The sequence below is a fragment of the Roseivirga sp. UBA1976 genome (assembly GCF_002336325.1).
Taxonomy (GTDB): Bacteria; Bacteroidota; Bacteroidia; order Cytophagales; family Cyclobacteriaceae; genus Roseivirga; species Roseivirga thermotolerans.
On the sequence record NZ_DDDQ01000088.1, the window covers coordinates 1 to 16,799 of the forward strand.

Genomic DNA, 16,799 nt, shown 5'->3' on the forward strand with positions numbered 1-16,799 from the left:
TTCTGAATAATGAAGACATAGTAAGCGTTAAAGATTACTTTGCTCCAGCCCTCAGGGCCCATCTGGGAGAATATATTCCCGAAGAAAAGCGCAACTTCTTTACCATTGGTGAGCACTATGATGCGCGCCCCTTATACTCCCATTTCTATCACTGGTTTGAGTTGGCCAGAATGGACAATGAACCCCACTCTAGCGAAATTAGAAGAGGACCTCTGCTCTACAATATCTTTGACTCCAGAAATGAAGGAACAGCCACTGCCGTAGAAGAAATGTTTATGCAGGCTGGCCTTTATAACGATGACCCAAGGGTTAGAGAAATTGTTTATATAATGATTGCCCAACGGGCAGCCAGAGGCCTGGGTTCACTCTATGCTCATGCCAATGAGATGACTATGGAAGAAGCCGGTGGAATCCACTCAGAATATACGCCCAGGGGATGGATGAAAACGGAAAAGGAGTTACTCATTTTCGAACAACATCTCTACCTCAGACAGCCCGGCTACGGCACCAGCTACATTACAGGTAAATACCTTTTGGAAGCCGCCATGGCAGATTATGCCCGCATAAATGAACAAGACTTTGAGCTGAAAGAATTTTTCGATCAACTCAATAGCATTGGCAATATCCCAATATCTCTGGGCCACTGGCAAATGACAGGAGTAAATGATCAGGTTCTGACCATAACCAGGCCGAACAAATGATTGGATTCTTCAGGAAAATAAGGCTTCAACTCATGGTTTCTCAAGAGAAAAGCAAGTATCTAAAATATGCCATTGGAGAAATTACTCTGGTGGTAATTGGTATTCTCATAGCTCTGAGCATAAACAACTGAAACGAAAGAAGGAAGACCCGAAATGAAGAGCAAGTTTACTTACTCGGGCTAAGGGATGAATTCCAATTCAATCAACAGGCCCTTCTCAAAGCATCCAGAATAAACGAAACCAACCTCAGACACGCATTGGAGCTTATTAAATATACCGGCCCAGGCACTCCTCAATTAACTGAGTCTCAGTTCGACTCTCTACTATATGGATCCATCGTCAATGAAGTGCAATTTTTGCCAAGTCCGGGCGTATTGAACGAGATTACCAATTCCGGCAAGCTGGGCAATTTTTCAGATGTCGAGCTTAAAAAAGCTCTGGCCTCATGGGAATCCATTCTTTCCAGAGTTAGATTTCAGGAACAAGAAGAAGTACAGCGCACAAGATTAGGCATCTTAAATTTCTTGTCTGATAAAGTCAACGAAAGAAGAGGATCATATGCCAAATACGGAGCAGTTGTAGGCTTTGGGCCAAGCAAGTTTAAGGGCAACAACCAAAACGTTTTACAGCTCGAAGAATTCGAAAATAAGCTGCTGGAATTCATATTTACCAACACCTTTTTAAGGGATAACTACTACCCGCAACTCAGGGAGCGAATAGACCTGATTCTATCCCTTATCAACCAAAACATTGACCCATCTTCATAAAGCCTCCAAGCAGAGTAAACGAATATTCTAACATTGTACTTTTCGTGTTATCTTAAAGCCATGTCAAAATTCCAATTCCATAGCCTTTCGGTGTACCCATACCTGTTTATCCTGTTTATTAGCCTCTCTTGCCATCCTTCCGGAGAGCAGGCCGATACCGACAAAACCTCGGGCAATCCGATTTTTGAAGGCTGGTATGCCGACCCCGAAGGAACTGTTTTTGGCGATGAGTATTGGATATTCCCTACCTACAGCAACCGATACAAACAACAGGTTTTCTTCGATGCATTTTCGTCTAAAGATTTGGTTACCTGGCAGAAACACGAGAGAATACTCGACACTACCATCATTAGCTGGGCCCGGCAGGCCATGTGGGCTCCTGCTGCTATTGAAAACAACGGCAAATACTTCCTGTTCTTCTCTGCCAATGATATACAGCGCCCCGGCAGCTCGCTATACAATGCCAACGACAACATTAACCACACGGGTGGCATTGGTATTGCCGTGGCCGATGCACCCGGTGGCCCCTATAGAGACTACCTGGGTAAACCCCTGATCGATGATTTCTATAACGATGCCCAGCCGATCGACCAATTTGTGTTTAAAGACACCGATGGCCAACACTATATTTTCTATGGCGGTTGGAGGCACTGCAACATTGGTAAGCTCAGTGCTGACTTTAAAGAGATTATTCCATGGGATGAAGAAAACCTTTTCAAGGAAATTACACCCGAGGGCTATGTAGAGGGCCCTTTTATGTTCCTTAGGAACAACAAGTACTACCTCATGTGGTCAGAAGGTGGCTGGACCAACGGTAGTTATAAGGTAGCCTACGCCATGGCCGATAAAGTAGACGGCCCATACCACCGAATTGGTACAATTCTGGAGTCCGATACCACCGTTGCCACCGGAGCCGGACATAACTCGGCCATCAATGTGCCCCATACAGATGAATGGTATATGGTATATCACAGACGCCCCATTCCTAACGAAGACCGTGACCACCGCGTGACCTGTATCGACAAAATGGAGTTCAATAGTGACGGAACCATTAAGCCTGTGAAAATGACATTTGAAGGCGTAAAAGCCCGCCCCATAAAATAGCCACCACTTTTTTCCACCGAACAAATAACTGACTATCAGTTATTTATAAATAAATGTAAAAAATTTTTAACATCATGTTAAACTTTATATACCTTTGGTACGTCATTTTTTACATAAGGTCAAATTTTATATACAACTAAAGTCATGTCATATCGAGAAAACAAAAACCTGGTCAACATTGTCAGTGCCATAGCGGTGCCGGCCATTTACTTTTTCTTCATTTTCAAAAACTCGCCTTACGAACACATGGACACTGCCGAACTGCTTAAGTTCTGGGGTAAGGAAATGATGACCTACATATTGGTGGCCATTGGAGTGCGCATAGGTATAGAAATACTGTACTCTGTGCTCTATGCGGTAATTACCCGTGAGTCTATTCCAAAAACTGATGAGCGCGACAAGATCATTGAGCTAAAGTCTAAAAACATCAGTCAGGTTATTTTCATCTTCGGAATTATAGCCGGCATGGGTTCACTAGCCCTGGAAATGTCGGTAAACACTTTCTTCCTGGCTTTTCTTATTGGAGGAGTAATTGCAGAAATCGTTGAAAATCTGGTGCAGCTATTTTACTACCAAAGAGGCTTTTAATGGCAAAGTATAAAATTCAAAATAACATAAGAACACTCAGGTTCCTGAACGAAGAAATGACCCAGCAGCAATTGGCTGAAAAAGTGGACGTATCGCGACAAACCATTGTGGCTATAGAAAAGGGCAAATACTCCCCCACTCTGGAACTGGCATTCAAGATTGCCCAGGTATTTGAGGTTCCTTTACATGAAGTATTTTCTTATGAGCCGGAAGGCAAAAACTCAAAATAGCTTGGTCATTCCATTAATTAAATTCAAAACAACATGAAAAGGTATATCAGAAAAAGGTACTGCGGTCCGGAAGGGCTAGAAGTTGTGAACATACCAACTCCTGAACCGGCTGAGGATGAAGTGCTCGTTAAGGTACAAGCAACCTCTATAAACCCGGCCGACTCGCACACCATGCGAGGCACTCCCTACTTCTATAGGTTAATGTTGGGTGTTTCCAGGCCCAAAAACCCAAAACTGGGTGCCGACCTTTCAGGTATCATTGAAAAAGTAGGAGCCAACGTAAATCAATGGCAAGTAGGCGATGAAGTTTTCAGTGACATTCTTTCGGTGGGAGCAGGAGCCTTTGGTGAATACATTTGCGTAAAACAGCAACATCTGGTTAGAAAACCAAATGGCATCTCACATCAGGCGGCTGCCGCGGTGCCCCTTGCCGGAATTACTGCCTTGCAAAGCGTAACCAGCAACGGCTCATTGAAACCCGGCCAACAAGTAATGATTATAGGGGCCGGAGGTGGAGTAGGCACTTTTTTGGTGCAACTGGCTAAACACTATGGAGCCGAGGTAACTGCGGTGTGCAGCACCGGCAAAGCGAAGAAAGTAAAAATGCTTGGAGCTACTGAAATAATAGATTACACCCGGGAAGATTACAGAAACTGCCAAAAAGCATTCGACCTCATAATAGATGCCGTAGGTAATTGCTCGGCCGGCACGGCCAAAAAACTACTCAAACCCAATGGCACCTGCCTGCTCATTGGCTGGGGCGGATTTGGCCACTTAATCAGCTATATGCTGTACGGTTGGTGGATAGGCCTTCGAACGGATAGAAAAATCAGCATACTGACAGCCCAATTCTCCACAGCAGACCTCAGCACTCTTGGTTCCCTGATAGAAGCCGGGGCCATAGTACCGGTTATAGACAAGATTTACTCATTTAAGGAGCTGCCACAGGCTATAGCCTATCAGGAATTGGGGCATTCCGGTGGCAAGGTGGTGGTTACACTTTCCAATGAATAACCACTCAGCAACTCAGCGCAACAACTGGGGCATTTCATTCACCGTTTCGGCAAGATATTCAGTCGATTAGGTGATTTTTTGAACACATTGCAGATATAAATATCAAGGTCATGAAACTCCTTATTTTTAAAACCAACATTGAAAACGAACTGAAGGTAAAAAAGGTCAATGCCTTACTGGCCTACAGCCCTGAAATTATGGACTGGTCAGTAGATCTGGAAGATAGAGATAAAATACTACGCATAGAAGCCGAAGACGAAGTTGTAGAGGCAGACATTATGGATATTGTGAACTCATGGGGACTACACTGTGAAGCACTGGAAGACTGACAGAGATTACTGATTTTTGCTACACGTTACAGTCCTGCAGACTCTGATTTCTTCAGAAAATGCAGGACGACTATTTACCCGCATGGCTCGAAGTAAAAGGCACCCTACAAGACCTCTATTCGGTTGCGGTGCAGCTCAATTTTTTCCTGTCGTTCCAACTTCTTTAACAAACGCGAAACCACCACCCGACTGGTATTGAGTTCCTGCGCTATCTGCTCATGGGTTTTATGAATGATGTAAGAACCGGTACTTTGCTTCTTGTCCAGCAGGTATTTCATTAGTCGCTCATCCATGTTCATAAAAGCAATACTATCAACCGTGCTAAGCATTTCATCGAACCGATTGTGATAGGCATCGAAAATAAACTTTCGAAACGACTGATAACGAGCCAGCCAATGATCGATTTGACTCATGGGAACCATCCACAACCATGTATCTTCTTCCGCTACCGCTTTGAACGAAGCCAACTGATTGCCCAAACAGCAGGAAATGGACATGGCGCAAGCATCGCCTCCTTCCAAATCATAAAGCAAAAGTTCTCTCCCGCTGTCTTCCTCACGCATCACCCGCAAAACACCGGAAACCACCAGAGGCATTTCCGCTGCTTTCATTCCCGGCTCAATGAGCGATTGACCCTGAATTATTTTCAAAGGTCTTCCTGTCTGAAGAATATCCTGCTTGAGATCTTCTTCAAAACCCATTTGACTCAGTAGCTCAGCTACTCTCACATGCACACTTTCCATCGGTTATCTAAAGTTTAGATAAGGTTTACCTGCCGCCCAAAGTAACTCTACTTTGGCCTTTTCTATAGCTACCCGCTGCTTAATAAGTTTCACCTGAGCCTCCAGCAACTTGTCTTGTTGGAAATTGATTTTAAACAGGTCGCTTTCGCCCACATTGAGGTTAAAAATCTCGGCCTCCAGTAATCGTTCATAGTTGCTCACCGCTTGTTGTAAAAGGCTCACCATTTCGCGACCATTGACCATTTCAAAATAGGCACCCTCAACCTCATTAAGAATTTGCTGTTGCGCAAACTGGGTCTCAAAACTGGTTTGATCTATCTTAATTCGTGTTTGCCTCAACTTGGCCCTTTCCTTTCTCAAAAACAACGGAAACTCCACCTCCAGGCCAAACTTGTAGTTACTACCCAAAGCAATATCTGTGAAGTCGCCAGAGTAGTTTATGGGTGAATTAATGAAGTTATAATTAAGGTCTACTCTTGGTTTAAGGTTTTCTTTGGCCAGTCGTTCATCTACTCCCAACTGCTCTAGTTTAAAGCCTAACTTCTGAAGTTCAGGGTGATTCTGAACGGCAAAATCAAGAAGACTGTCCAGCGATTCTTCCGGAAGGGTAAACTCGGCATCCCAACGTGGGGCTACATCATCCTGCAATTCCAATGGCTCCTCATTTTCACCCCACAAAAAGTTAGAAAGCATAAGGCCAGAACGCTTAAACTGAATGAGAGCGGCCTGCCTTTCCGTACTTCTGTTCTGCAGCGTAATGGCGGCCTGAACAGTATCTACAGCAGCTAGTTCGCCAAGCTCAAAGTCTACTTTAACTCTACGGTAAATCTCCTGTGAAATGACCAAACTCTGGTCAACCATTCGAAACTGAAAATAGCTGTAATACCAGTCCCAATAGGCCTTAACAGCCGAAAGCAGTGCCTTATTAATCATCTTTATGCGTTCAGCATCTGTTATCTGGGCAAAAAGCTCAGCCTGTTGCACAGCTGCCCTTCGCTGGTCGATTAGCAAACCCCGGCCCACCGGCAAACTCAAACCGGCCGTTACTTGTCTAAAGTCTTCGCTTTCGGCAATAGAACGCTCCGGGTTTAGGTATACCCCACGGTTTCTGTCTACGCTAATCTTAGGGTCTACCGGAAACCACAGGGGCACTTTTAGAGTGGTGTTGAAAATATCGTAGTACTCCGTGTCTTTGTAGTTTTTCACATCCCAGTTACCGGTAAGCTTGGGATCGAAGGCTCCACGAGCCAGGCGAATTTCTTCACGAGCATTTTCGGGCAGTAAATCGGCTTGTTTGATCACCGGATGGTTGGCCAAAACTACTTTCACGTAGGCTTCGAGAGGAAATACCTCTGCACTATCGCTCGGTGCCACTATCTCGGCAATGGTTTTTACCTCAATTTGTTGCGCCAGCGTAGCACTTACGCACATAAAAAAGGATGAAAGAATAATCAGTACCTGCTTCATGAGCTTTTTACTTCTTTTCTTCTTTAACCAAAACCGCATCTTCCGGAGCCTCATACAAACTTGGAGGGAAACCATTGAGTTGACGCCATATCTCGTACCAAACGGGCACATTGTCTAGCATAACCCAACCTTTGGTACCTGAGCCCATTCGCAACTGTTGCGGCCATTCCTCTTCGGCCGGGTCTGGCGTTACTAAAATCCTGAACTCTCCCGGTCTGGACTCTACCCTGTCGATCACCTGTACCACACCTCCAAAGGTACCAACAGAAACACTCGGCCAGCCGGAAAACTGCAATGCCGGCCAACCATCGAACTCAATTCGCACTTTTCTACCCTTTTGAATAAGCGGCACATCCATGGCTTTCACATACATTTCTACTGCCAATCGAGGGTTCTCCGATATGATTTGCACAATGGACTCTCCCTCTTTTATGGTTTCGCCAACTCCTGCTTTGAGTGCTTTTACCACATAGCCCGACTGTGGCGCTCTCAGCTGATAGTTCTGGGTGCGTATTTGATAGTTGCTAAACTGATTCTCCAGTTTGGCCAAATCGGCCTCTGCCTCAAAAACTTCGGCCGCAGTGTTATTCAGATCAGATCTTGCCTTGCTGATTTTGTCCTGATACTCGGCTTCCACACCGGTAATATTTACCCGTGCATTAATCACTTCCGTTTTGGATTCCAGAAATTTATTTTCAGCACTAATGAGCTTCATTTTCGCCTCCTGATACTTAGATTCTAACTCCTGAAACTTGGTAAGGGCAATGTTTCCGGCCTCATAGCGCTGTTTGTTTCGGTAGAATATATTTTCCTGGTTGGCATATCTTACTTTCTCGGCCTCATAATCTACACTATCGCTTGTCAGCTTAAAACGAGACTGCCTGAGCTTGTTTTGCGCCTGCTCCAACTTAACTTTCATTAAGTTTTGCAGTGCCTCAATCTGATTTTCCAGTTGGGTAATTTTCTCCTTCTTGGAATCTATACTCTGTCTTTTAGCCTCAATCTGTTCCTGGGTACGCTGCAATAATTGCGGATCGAAATAGTCGTCTTTTACCTCTGAAAGAGTGAGAATGGTATCTCCTTTTTCTACAAATTGCCCTTCAATTACATGCCAGGCTTCAATTCTACCTGCAATGGCCGATTCTACCGACTGAGGTCTTTGCCCGGGAGAGAAGGCAGTTACTTTTCCCTTTCCTCTTATGTTTTGCTGCCAAGGAAAAAACAATAGCACAAAGAAGACCAACGAAATGGATACCAACACCTTGGCCAGAAGCTTGCCGGCATTAGGAGTTTTAAGGGTTTTGAACAAAATGCTTTTCTGCTCTACACTCCTGTTATCGGTTTGTTCAGAAATATTCAACATAAGCTTATCCGTTTACCAGGTCTTGTAAATATCCTTTAGAAAGCAATTCTTCGTAGGTCGAATCGGCCTTAATCTGGCCGTCCTCCATCAGTACCACACGGTCGCAGGCCGACATCACGGCCGGATCGTTAGAAACGGCCACCACAGTGCACACACTCATTTCCATAACCAATTGTATGAGCTTGAGCTTCTCCGAACGCTGAAACATATGAAAGAAGTCGTTCAGAATCATGAGCTTAGGCTTCTTAACCAGGCAACGTGCCAATATGAGCTTGCTCACAAAAGAAGTGGAATATCCTTTGCCTCCACTTAAAATGTGGGTATTCATTCCGTTAGGCAACATGTTCACCTTGTCTTGCAAGCCAACCAGGCGAATGGCCTCAATGGCATCGCTCACAGAAACCTGAGGTTTGCCCACCGTTACGTTGTCCAGAATTGTACCTTCAAAAATATCTTCCTGAGACACATTCTTGGCAATCTTATCGCGTAGATTGGTGAAATCCAGGTCTCTCAAACTGTATCCGTTAATGGTGATAAGGCCTTTGTACTTATGATTGAGTCCGGATAACATGTTGGTGAGAGTGGTTTTGCCCGACTCGTTGCCTCCGGCAATACACAACTTGGTTCCGCAGGCAATGGAAAGGTTAATATTCTTGAGGCTTAGATCGTCAGCACCAGGGTACGAGTAATTAAGGTCTTTTACTTCGATAGAAAAACCACGGTCTACATCTTCCTTGCGTAAATCAATCCCACCAACTTTTTCAAGCGGCAAATCAGTTACCTGGCTAATTTTATCTACTGCCGTGAGCATATCATAGACTACATCCATGTAGGTGATAATCTTTTCCACAGAGTTGAGAATAAGGATAATGATTACCTCAGAAGCTACGAACTGTCCGAGGGTAATTTCCCGATTAATAACCAGTGAAGTACCAATAATGAGGAGCCCTCCCGTAATGGCTGCCTTAAACAGTACAATGTAACTGTATTGTGTAATGAGCACCCGGAAATGGTTCTTTCTGTTTTTGAGGTAGTTGTTTACGTTGTACTCTGTCTTCTTTATGGGCAGGTTGGTATTGCCCGAAATTTTGAAGGAGTTAAGCACCCTGGCTATTTCTTCCAACCAATACACCACCTTATACTTGTACTTAGACTCCTGAATGGATGACTCCAACCCCTTGGGGCCGGTTAATCTGAAAATGAGCACCAAAGTAAGTACCAGCACCAAACCAAAAAACACAAAGAATGGGTGGTAGAAAGAAAGAAGCAGCAAACCAAAAACTATCTGTATTACGCCTGACATCAGGTCGCCCAGCAACTTGGGCAATCCCTTTTGCAGAGTAAGCACATCAAAGAACCGGTTCATAAGTTCGGGGGTATGCAGATTAGAAAGTGCTTCTACTTTCATGCGTGGAATTCGGAACGTAAACTCCAGTGCTGCTTTGGTGAAGATTCTTCGTTGAATATATTCCACCAGGGTTATTTGCATAATTTGTAGCCCTCCGGCCGCCAAAATACCCAGCAACACAAGCCCTATAAGCAGGTATATGGAGCTAAACACCACACCACCGGAAACCAATTCAACCGTAGCCTGAATGCCCAATGGCAGGGTGAGCGATACAATACCCACAAAGGCTGCATAAATAAACACATAGAAGATGTCTTTCTTTTCCTCTCCCAATACCCTTAGCAGTCGCTTTACGGGCGAAAGTGGCTTAGGCACCTCGTCTTCGTCATGCTCAGACACCAGGCTCTTGTAACTAAACGTGCCCAGCAGAATAATCTCGCCACTCTCGTTTTTGATTAAACGGCCCTCAAGTTCTTCAAGGGTTATTTCCAGAGTCTCGCTTTCCGTTACTTCCTGAACAACCACCTCACCCTTCTTGTCCTTGTGAATAATTACCGGGGCAAAACCCGACTCAGTAGTCTTCAGGGCAATCAAAGGAATGCTTACTTCCTTAAGAAACGGAATCAGTTCATCGTCTTTCAACGGCTGATCGAGTAAAACCACCCGTACTTTGTTGGCCGACTCTAGCAAGTCACGCTTAAATTCGTACGATTCATCGATGGAATACAGCCGGGTACCCACCTGTAAATCCTGGTACAAAGCATCTTCGATGCCTTCACCCAGCAATAGCTTTACTTCTTTTATGGTGTTAGCAATGTGCTGATTGGTCATGTTTTATTCTTGAATAGCTTTTAAAACTAATTGATGGATGAACTCATAGTTTTGAGTATATACCTTGTCGTTGGCTCCTGAATGATCGGTAAGTGAAGGCAAATGCTCCGAAAAGAAGACTTGCTGATGAGCCGCCTGCAAACAGGTACTTATCAGCGAATGGGCATACGGATAATCAGGGTTTATCTCCTTAACTATGTCTGCAATGCGCCCACAGAGCGATTTAACCCCTCTAAAAAGGCCAAAGCTGTTGTCATGATCTACCTGTTTGGTTAGGTATGTTTTGTCAAATTCATTAATCACTATGCGCTGCAAGGCTGTTTCGTCTACATCTGGAAATGAATTATCGTATGTCTTTTTCTCCGTTACCAAGCGCAAAGCTTTTGATAGTCTCAGGTAAGGGTCGGCCACGTTGTTGGTCTCAAATTCAATCTTATACTCCAGCCACGTCCAGTACCACGTAATAAGATACACCAAAAGCTTGTGTTTGTTTTCAAAGTATCGATATATCGAAGCTTCGGTAGAATCTATAACCAAAGAAAGTTTCTTGAACGTAAAGGCTTCGAGCCCCAACTCGTCAATCATTTGAATGGATTGCTGTACTATTTTTCTCCCCAATTCGGTGTCTTGAGGATCTTTTAAATACAGGCATTCATTCATTTGCAACTTAAGCAGAGTGGCCATGCATTAGTAGGTTAATTTTACTTTAGATAATAATAGTATTACTATTGTTAAAATTAGTAATACAACGTAGGCAGTTTAATTTTGTTCATTGGCTGCGAAAAAAAACGAGAATATTTTTTCAATAAGGCTTCAAACCCCTGACTTACAGAAGACTACGCGATAAAATATTTCGGACCGGGCACAAAAAAAAGGATCACTCCCCAGTGATCCTTTCCGTATTTTTACAAATACCCCCAAATAACAAAAGCGGGGGACGATTACTCGCCCCCACTCACCCTGTTTCAACTAGTGTTAAAACAGGATGCCAAGGTACTGTTCAGAACCAGACTGTCAATAGGAAAACCTACCTTGGTCTATCTCCTTTCAGCTTCGCCTTACCCGAGCCACTTCGTGACAAGGGAGGGTGAATTTTGCAGCTTCCAGCATTTACATGCCAATGCCTATTTATACTAAGAACAAGTCTTTTCTAAATTCCTCGCTCTCGTGGAGTTTGGCGCACCGTTTCCGGTGGGGCATTGCAACGCAGCTCGTGGCTGCGTTGGCCGTAACATACATTACGGCCGCTTCTCATCTACGGCCTGCTTTAATCACCTTTCAGCAGAAAGATTTTTAAAACGTCTTCAGATTACTCCCTTTCAAAGTTGTGATCTGGCACCTGTGGAGTGAGTCCCTGAAAGCCTCAGTTCCACACCACTGAGACTATTGCCTCAACGGTCGATTCGAAACGTTTGCTATTTCAGATTTACCTGAGTAAACCCTTTCATTACACTTTTTCAGGCTTCCCCTGAAGAGAGATTGAAGCCATGCTTCAGTTCTTTATCCCTCACTTGGTATGTCTAAGGTATCCTTAATAATTTTACGCGCAAACTTTGTAAGTCCTTAGTTTTCAACAAGTTTCCCACTCCCTAATTCACAAGGTTATACACAGGGTTATCCACATAGTTATACACACATCTCTCAGCTTCAATCATTTAACATCTTCTACCTCCTATTTAAGCCTCTTTCGGTTTCCATAAGAAGCTTTCTATCTTATACTGCCATTTGAGGCATTTTTACTAAAATTGCAGCCTAATTGAAACGACCATGAGCGAAAACGAAAAGCACGAATCCCTGAACTTTATTGAGCAAATGATTGAGGCTGATTTGAAATCGGGCAAACGACAGGCCGTGCATACCCGTTTTCCTCCTGAGCCCAATGGCTACCTGCATATAGGTCATGCCAAATCTATTGTGCTAAACTTTGGCCTGGCCGAAAAATACAATGGCACCTGCAACCTTCGGTTTGACGATACAAATCCGGTAAAAGAAAGCACCGAATATGTAGACGCGATTAAGGCCGATATCGAATGGCTTGGTTATGAGTGGAACGGAAAGGCGCGTTATGCTTCAGATTATTTTGAGCAACTCTACACGTTTGCCGTAACCCTCATTGAAAAAGGACTTGCCTATGTAGATGAGCAAACAGCCGAACAAATAAGTGCCGGTCGCACCAACCCTTCTACCCCCGGGATTGAAAGCCCGTTCCGAAACCGACCGGTAGAGGAAAACCTGGACTTGTTTAAACAAATGCGCGATGGTGAATTCGAAGAAGGCTCGCATGTACTTAGGGCCAAAGTAGATATGAATTCGCCCAATATGCATATGCGCGACCCTATTATGTATCGCATACGCAAGGTGAAGCACCACCGCACAGGCGACCAGTGGTGCATTTACCCTACCTATGATTTTGCCCATGGGCAGTCGGACTCCATAGAAGAAATTACCTACAGCCTTTGTACCCTCGAGTTTCGTGACCACCGGCCTTTATACGACTGGTTTATTGAGAAACTGGGCATATTCCCTTCGCAACAAACCGAGTTTGCCCGGCTAAACCTGGGGTATACTGTAGTGAGTAAACGTAAGCTGCTACAGTTGGTAGAAGAAGGGCATGTTTCCGGCTGGGACGACCCCCGAATGCCTACCATAAGTGGTTACAGACGCAGAGGCTACACCCCGGACTCCATTAAGAACTTTATTAAAAAAGTTGGAGTAGCCCGGAGAGATGGCATAACAGACATTGCCTTACTGGAACACTCTATAAGAGAAGACCTGAATAAGAAAGCTAATCGTGTTTTTGGTATTCAAAATCCGCTAAAAGTGGTGATTACCAACTGGCCGGAAGATAAAGTAGAAATGCTTCAGGCCGTAAACAACCCTGAAGATGAGTCGGCAGGAACTCGTGAAATGCCATTTTCGCGCGAAATTTATATTGAACGAGACGACTTTATGGAAGACCCTCCATCGCCTCGAAAATGGTTCCGCCTTGGCCCCGACAGAGAGGTTCGGCTGAAGTATGCTTACATTGTGAAATGTACGGGCTTTAAAAAAAGCGAATCGGGAGAAATTGAAGAAATCTACTGTGAGTATGATCCGGAAACAAAAAGCGGACAAGACACCAGTGGTAAAAAAGTGAAAGGAACCCTGGGTTGGGTATCTGTGGCTCATGCCGTTGACGCAGAAATCAGGCTTTACGACCGTCTTTTCAGAACAGAGAACCTGAACACTATAGAAGACGACTACCTGAATCACCTCAACCCCAACTCGCTGGAGGTGATTGAGCACGCCAAGCTGGAGGCATCATTGGCCCACGCAAAGCCGGGGGACCAGTTTCAGTTTGAGCGTCAGGGATACTTTATTGTAGATAAAGACAGTTCTTCTAACAAATTGGTATTTAACCGTACAGTGACACTAAGAGACAACTGGGGTAAACAGAATTAATGGTTAAATTCATGAGACTAACACTCATGAAATGACCCTTCGACTACCCGTCTTTTTTTGTCTTCTATTAATGACTCTAAATGCTTTTGAGCTTACTGCATGGCAGCCAACTCAAAAGCATTTTTCATTAAAAGAACAGGCCGATTCGCTCTATAAAGCTCAGCAATGGGCCGAAGCCCTGGCACTTTTTCATCAATTAGAAAACCTATCTTCATCCGATTCAGACAGGGCATCCCTCCTTTCCAAAATAGCCCGTTCGTATTTTAATCTTTCCCGCATTGACGATGCCATTGAAGCCTATGAGGAAAGCTTGCATATTCGTTCACAATACCTACCTGCAACAGACACCTTGCTAGCTCCTACCTACGCTATGCTCGGCTATCTGTACAGGTATTATAAGTATGACGATCGCAAGGCGCTCCTCAATTACAGGCAGCAGGCCCATTGCATTGAAGACCACCCTGAAAGCTTCGATGCACAAACCTCTTTTTACAATGCCTATAATCTGGCTACTACTTATCGGTTAATTGAAGACCATGAAATGGGGCTCAACTATGCATACAAAGCCCTGCAAATTGCACACAATGAAAACAACGATGGCTTTAGAAGCCTGAGCTATTCTGTAATGGCCAATCTGTACAACGCCCTAAACCAAAATGAAAAAGCCATAGCAGCCTATCAGGCTAAGATTGAACTTACACCTGCCTCATCCAAAACAGCCGCTGAATTGGTTACAGACTATAACAATATGGCCACGGCCTATCTGGACTTGAATCGGACTACTGAAGCCGAACACGCTTTACAGCAAACCATTGATCTCCAACAAGGAAAACCCATTTCGGCTCGTAGTTGGCTTATTTACGGCAATCTACGTGTAAAACAAAATCGGCCCACAGCTGCAAACAGGCTTTACAACAATGCACTGAACAACTCCAATAGCAACAGGGAAAAAGCAGTGATTCACGCCCAAATTGGCAGGGCCTATGAAGACCACAATCACCTGCACCAGGCCATAAGCCACTACAACCTGGCCATTGAACTGGAAACCAAAGAAATGTTGGGAGAGGCAGTCTCTCTCTCCGAGGTTTCAACCCCCAATCCTTTTCTTTTCAGAGTTCAGAGTCACCTTGCTCGCAGCAAAGTGAAGCTTTTTAAAACCAGTTCGGAATACCATTGGCTCAAAGAAGCTCTCGATAGCTACGACCGTCTGTTGGATTTTGCCGGCAGGCAGCGAGAACAGTTTGTAACAGAACAAGCAAAACTGGCTTTTCAGGGTTATGCACATAACCACTATGAATCGGCTTTAGAGGCCCTATTTTTAAGTAAAGATTCCCTACCGGCCGAAGAGGTATGGAATAAAGCCTGGGCATATATGGAAGACAGCAAGGCTCAAGACCTCCTTGAATCTATTGGTAGGGCCAAAAACTACGCCTTCATAGCGGTAAGTGACTCCATTCTTCAGGCCGAAAGCGATCTAAGAGACAAACTGGTACGCCTTACGGCCAGTTTGCAAGCTTGCGAGGTGTCTGCCTGCCCCGACTCTCTCATTATAAACCGCAGAAGGCAACTGCTGCAGATTAACGAAGACCTGGAGCAGATAAGACTACTTGTAGAAGAGCAATACCCAACCTACCATCAGGCCCTGGCCGGTAGTGAAGCCATTTCGCTAGATGATTATGCGAAGCAGATGGAAAACAACCAGACCATCATGTATTTTATGGGGCAACACTATGTATACTACCTGGCCATAGCAGGTAATCGAGGAGCGTTTGGCCGCCAACCCATAGACCATCAGTTCACACAGGAGCTAAATAATTTTCAGAACCTGGTACACCACAGGCTGCTCTTCGCAAATAGAGAGTCTGTCGATTTTCGCACTTTCACCAACTCAGCTTATGCTTTATACACCAAACTAATGCCCTCAGGGCTCAAAGGTTCTTCACAACAGTTGACCATCATTCCCGATGGTGCCCTCAACCAGCTTCCTTTCGAGGCACTCCTTACCCGGCTTCCATCCCACAAAACCATTAACTACAAAAGCCTCGACTACCTGATTCATCAAAAGGAAATTGCCTATGCATTTTCGGCTGCCCAATTGTTGAGCCAAATAAGAGCGCAAACCACCACCGAACCTGCTAAAATCATTGCCTTTGGAGAACCAGCTTCGCAGGAATTCAGCTCCTTAAAAGGCTCCACAACCGAGCTGCAATACATTAAAGAGTCGGTTAAAAACAGTCGATTTTATACAGGGCCAGCAGCTACTAAAGCAGAATGGCTACAGTCGGTAAAGTCAGACCACAATATTCTGCACTTGGCCCTTCATGCCTCGGCCGATACTCTTACTCCCTTGTATTCAAGTATCTATTTTAGCCAAGGGGAAAATACAAACAACAGGCTTCAGCTTTATGAGCTATATGAATCAGGAATTCGTTCTCAGCTGGTTATTCTATCGGCCTGTGAAACCGGCCTGGGCAAATGGCAAAAAGGAGAAGGAGTACTTAGTTTGAGTAAGGGCTTTAGCTATGCCAATAACCCCAACCTTATTATGTCTTTATGGAAAGTAGCCGACCGGGCTACTGCAGAACTTTTTAAACAGTTTTATAGGGAAATAGCTGCTGGCCAACCTGTGGGCAACTCGCTCAGGCAGGCAAAACTCCAATACCTCAACCGGGCCGATGAGCTAAGTGCTCACCCCGCCAACTGGGCCGGATTCATTCAACTGGGCAATGCCAGGCAAACTTTTGAGTCTGCACCCCAACAAAGCCGGACTTACTGGCTACTGGCTCTTGCTCTTGCTCTGACCACAATAGGCATGGTAGTGTTAAAAAAAGCCCGGGCCAAGAAGGACAATATTCTTGAGCCCAGACTTTGAT

At 44.7% G+C, this 16,799-nt stretch carries 14 protein-coding genes and 1 pseudogene; 10 read left to right on the forward strand and 5 right to left on the reverse strand.

Annotation, left to right across the window (positions count from 1 at the left end; translation table 11 throughout):
- The 8 genes and pseudogenes from B3763_RS08365 to B3763_RS08400 all read left to right on the forward strand — a co-directional run.
- Window positions 1–701, forward strand: a pseudogene (locus B3763_RS08365) (DUF885 family protein); the annotation flags it as partial.
- The gene (locus B3763_RS08370) at window positions 698–832 is read left to right on the forward strand and encodes a hypothetical protein (protein ID WP_286745645.1); all 135 of its coding nucleotides are present in this window, start codon (window positions 698–700) and stop codon (window positions 830–832) included. The pseudogene B3763_RS08365 and the gene B3763_RS08370, both read left to right, overlap by 4 nt.
- Before the next feature lie 126 nt (window positions 833–958).
- Window positions 959–1,468: a hypothetical protein gene (locus B3763_RS08375; protein ID WP_286745647.1), complete on the forward strand. Its 510-nt coding sequence runs from the start codon at window positions 959–961 to the stop codon at window positions 1,466–1,468.
- Window positions 1,469–1,528: 60 nt separating this feature from the next.
- Window positions 1,529–2,572 (forward strand): glycoside hydrolase family 43 protein, encoded by a 1,044-nt coding sequence (locus B3763_RS08380; RefSeq protein ID WP_286745649.1) that lies wholly within the window; start codon window positions 1,529–1,531, stop codon window positions 2,570–2,572.
- 144 nt (window positions 2,573–2,716) lie between these two features.
- Window positions 2,717–3,160, forward strand: coding sequence for a hypothetical protein (locus B3763_RS08385; RefSeq protein WP_189629614.1), 444 nt, complete (start codon window positions 2,717–2,719; stop codon window positions 3,158–3,160).
- On the forward strand, window positions 3,160–3,390 hold the full coding sequence (locus B3763_RS08390; protein WP_189629613.1) for a helix-turn-helix transcriptional regulator: 231 nt from the start codon (window positions 3,160–3,162) through the stop codon (window positions 3,388–3,390). Before B3763_RS08385 ends, B3763_RS08390 begins: the two co-directional genes overlap by 1 nt.
- Window positions 3,391–3,423: 33 nt before the next feature.
- The gene (locus B3763_RS08395) at window positions 3,424–4,404 is read left to right on the forward strand and encodes an NAD(P)-dependent alcohol dehydrogenase (protein ID WP_286745650.1); all 981 of its coding nucleotides are present in this window, start codon (window positions 3,424–3,426) and stop codon (window positions 4,402–4,404) included.
- Between the two features lie 110 nt (window positions 4,405–4,514).
- Window positions 4,515–4,733: a hypothetical protein gene (locus tag B3763_RS08400; RefSeq protein WP_189629611.1), complete on the forward strand. Its 219-nt coding sequence runs from the start codon at window positions 4,515–4,517 to the stop codon at window positions 4,731–4,733.
- 104 nt (window positions 4,734–4,837) lie between these two features.
- Here the strand turns inward: B3763_RS08400 and B3763_RS08405 are convergent, their stop codons facing one another.
- Genes B3763_RS08405 through B3763_RS08425 form a run of 5 tightly spaced genes read right to left on the reverse strand, consistent with a single transcriptional unit; the run spans window position 4,838 to window position 11,169 of the window.
- A complete protein-coding gene (locus tag B3763_RS08405) occupies window positions 4,838–5,476 on the reverse strand; it encodes a Crp/Fnr family transcriptional regulator (RefSeq protein ID WP_286745653.1) in 639 nt (212 codons plus the stop codon).
- Between the two features lie 3 nt (window positions 5,477–5,479).
- Complete coding sequence (locus tag B3763_RS08410; RefSeq protein ID WP_189629609.1) at window positions 5,480–6,943, reverse strand: TolC family protein; 1,464 nt, start codon at window positions 6,941–6,943, stop codon at window positions 5,480–5,482.
- Between the two features lie 7 nt (window positions 6,944–6,950).
- On the reverse strand, window positions 6,951–8,306 hold the full coding sequence (locus B3763_RS08415) for an HlyD family secretion protein (RefSeq protein ID WP_286745656.1): 1,356 nt from the start codon (window positions 8,304–8,306) through the stop codon (window positions 6,951–6,953).
- A gap of 4 nt (window positions 8,307–8,310) precedes the next feature.
- Window positions 8,311–10,485, reverse strand: a complete 2,175-nt coding sequence (locus B3763_RS08420; protein WP_286745658.1) for a peptidase domain-containing ABC transporter — start codon at window positions 10,483–10,485, stop codon at window positions 8,311–8,313.
- A gap of 3 nt (window positions 10,486–10,488) precedes the next feature.
- The gene (locus B3763_RS08425) at window positions 10,489–11,169 is read right to left on the reverse strand and encodes a TetR/AcrR family transcriptional regulator (protein ID WP_189629606.1); all 681 of its coding nucleotides are present in this window, start codon (window positions 11,167–11,169) and stop codon (window positions 10,489–10,491) included.
- A gap of 1,083 nt (window positions 11,170–12,252) precedes the next feature.
- On the opposite strand from B3763_RS08425, the gene B3763_RS08430 reads away from it, so the two are divergent.
- Together B3763_RS08430 and B3763_RS08435 are read left to right on the forward strand one after the other, a co-directional pair.
- A complete protein-coding gene (locus tag B3763_RS08430; protein WP_286745661.1) occupies window positions 12,253–13,926 on the forward strand; it encodes a glutamine--tRNA ligase/YqeY domain fusion protein in 1,674 nt (557 codons plus the stop codon).
- Between the two features lie 31 nt (window positions 13,927–13,957).
- Entirely contained in the window at window positions 13,958–16,798 is a 2,841-nt protein-coding gene (locus tag B3763_RS08435) for a CHAT domain-containing protein (RefSeq protein ID WP_286745663.1), read from the forward strand.
- The last annotated feature ends 1 nt before the right edge of the window (window position 16,799 follow it).

Coding starts and splice junctions, on each gene's coding strand:
- B3763_RS08370 (WP_286745645.1), top strand. CDS start 698: ATGATTGGATTCTTCAGGAAAATAAGGCTTCAACTCATGGTTTCTCAA.
- B3763_RS08380 (WP_286745649.1), top strand. CDS start 1,529: ATGTCAAAATTCCAATTCCATAGCCTTTCGGTGTACCCATACCTGTTT.
- B3763_RS08385 (WP_189629614.1), top strand. CDS start 2,717: ATGTCATATCGAGAAAACAAAAACCTGGTCAACATTGTCAGTGCCATA.
- B3763_RS08390 (WP_189629613.1), top strand. CDS start 3,160: ATGGCAAAGTATAAAATTCAAAATAACATAAGAACACTCAGGTTCCTG.
- B3763_RS08395 (WP_286745650.1), top strand. CDS start 3,424: ATGAAAAGGTATATCAGAAAAAGGTACTGCGGTCCGGAAGGGCTAGAA.
- B3763_RS08400 (WP_189629611.1), top strand. CDS start 4,515: ATGAAACTCCTTATTTTTAAAACCAACATTGAAAACGAACTGAAGGTA.
- B3763_RS08405 (WP_286745653.1), bottom strand. CDS start 5,476: ATGGAAAGTGTGCATGTGAGAGTAGCTGAGCTACTGAGTCAAATGGGT.
- B3763_RS08410 (WP_189629609.1), bottom strand. CDS start 6,943: ATGAAGCAGGTACTGATTATTCTTTCATCCTTTTTTATGTGCGTAAGT.
- B3763_RS08415 (WP_286745656.1), bottom strand. CDS start 8,306: ATGTTGAATATTTCTGAACAAACCGATAACAGGAGTGTAGAGCAGAAA.
- B3763_RS08420 (WP_286745658.1), bottom strand. CDS start 10,485: ATGACCAATCAGCACATTGCTAACACCATAAAAGAAGTAAAGCTATTG.
- B3763_RS08425 (WP_189629606.1), bottom strand. CDS start 11,169: ATGGCCACTCTGCTTAAGTTGCAAATGAATGAATGCCTGTATTTAAAA.
- B3763_RS08430 (WP_286745661.1), top strand. CDS start 12,253: ATGAGCGAAAACGAAAAGCACGAATCCCTGAACTTTATTGAGCAAATG.
- B3763_RS08435 (WP_286745663.1), top strand. CDS start 13,958: ATGACCCTTCGACTACCCGTCTTTTTTTGTCTTCTATTAATGACTCTA.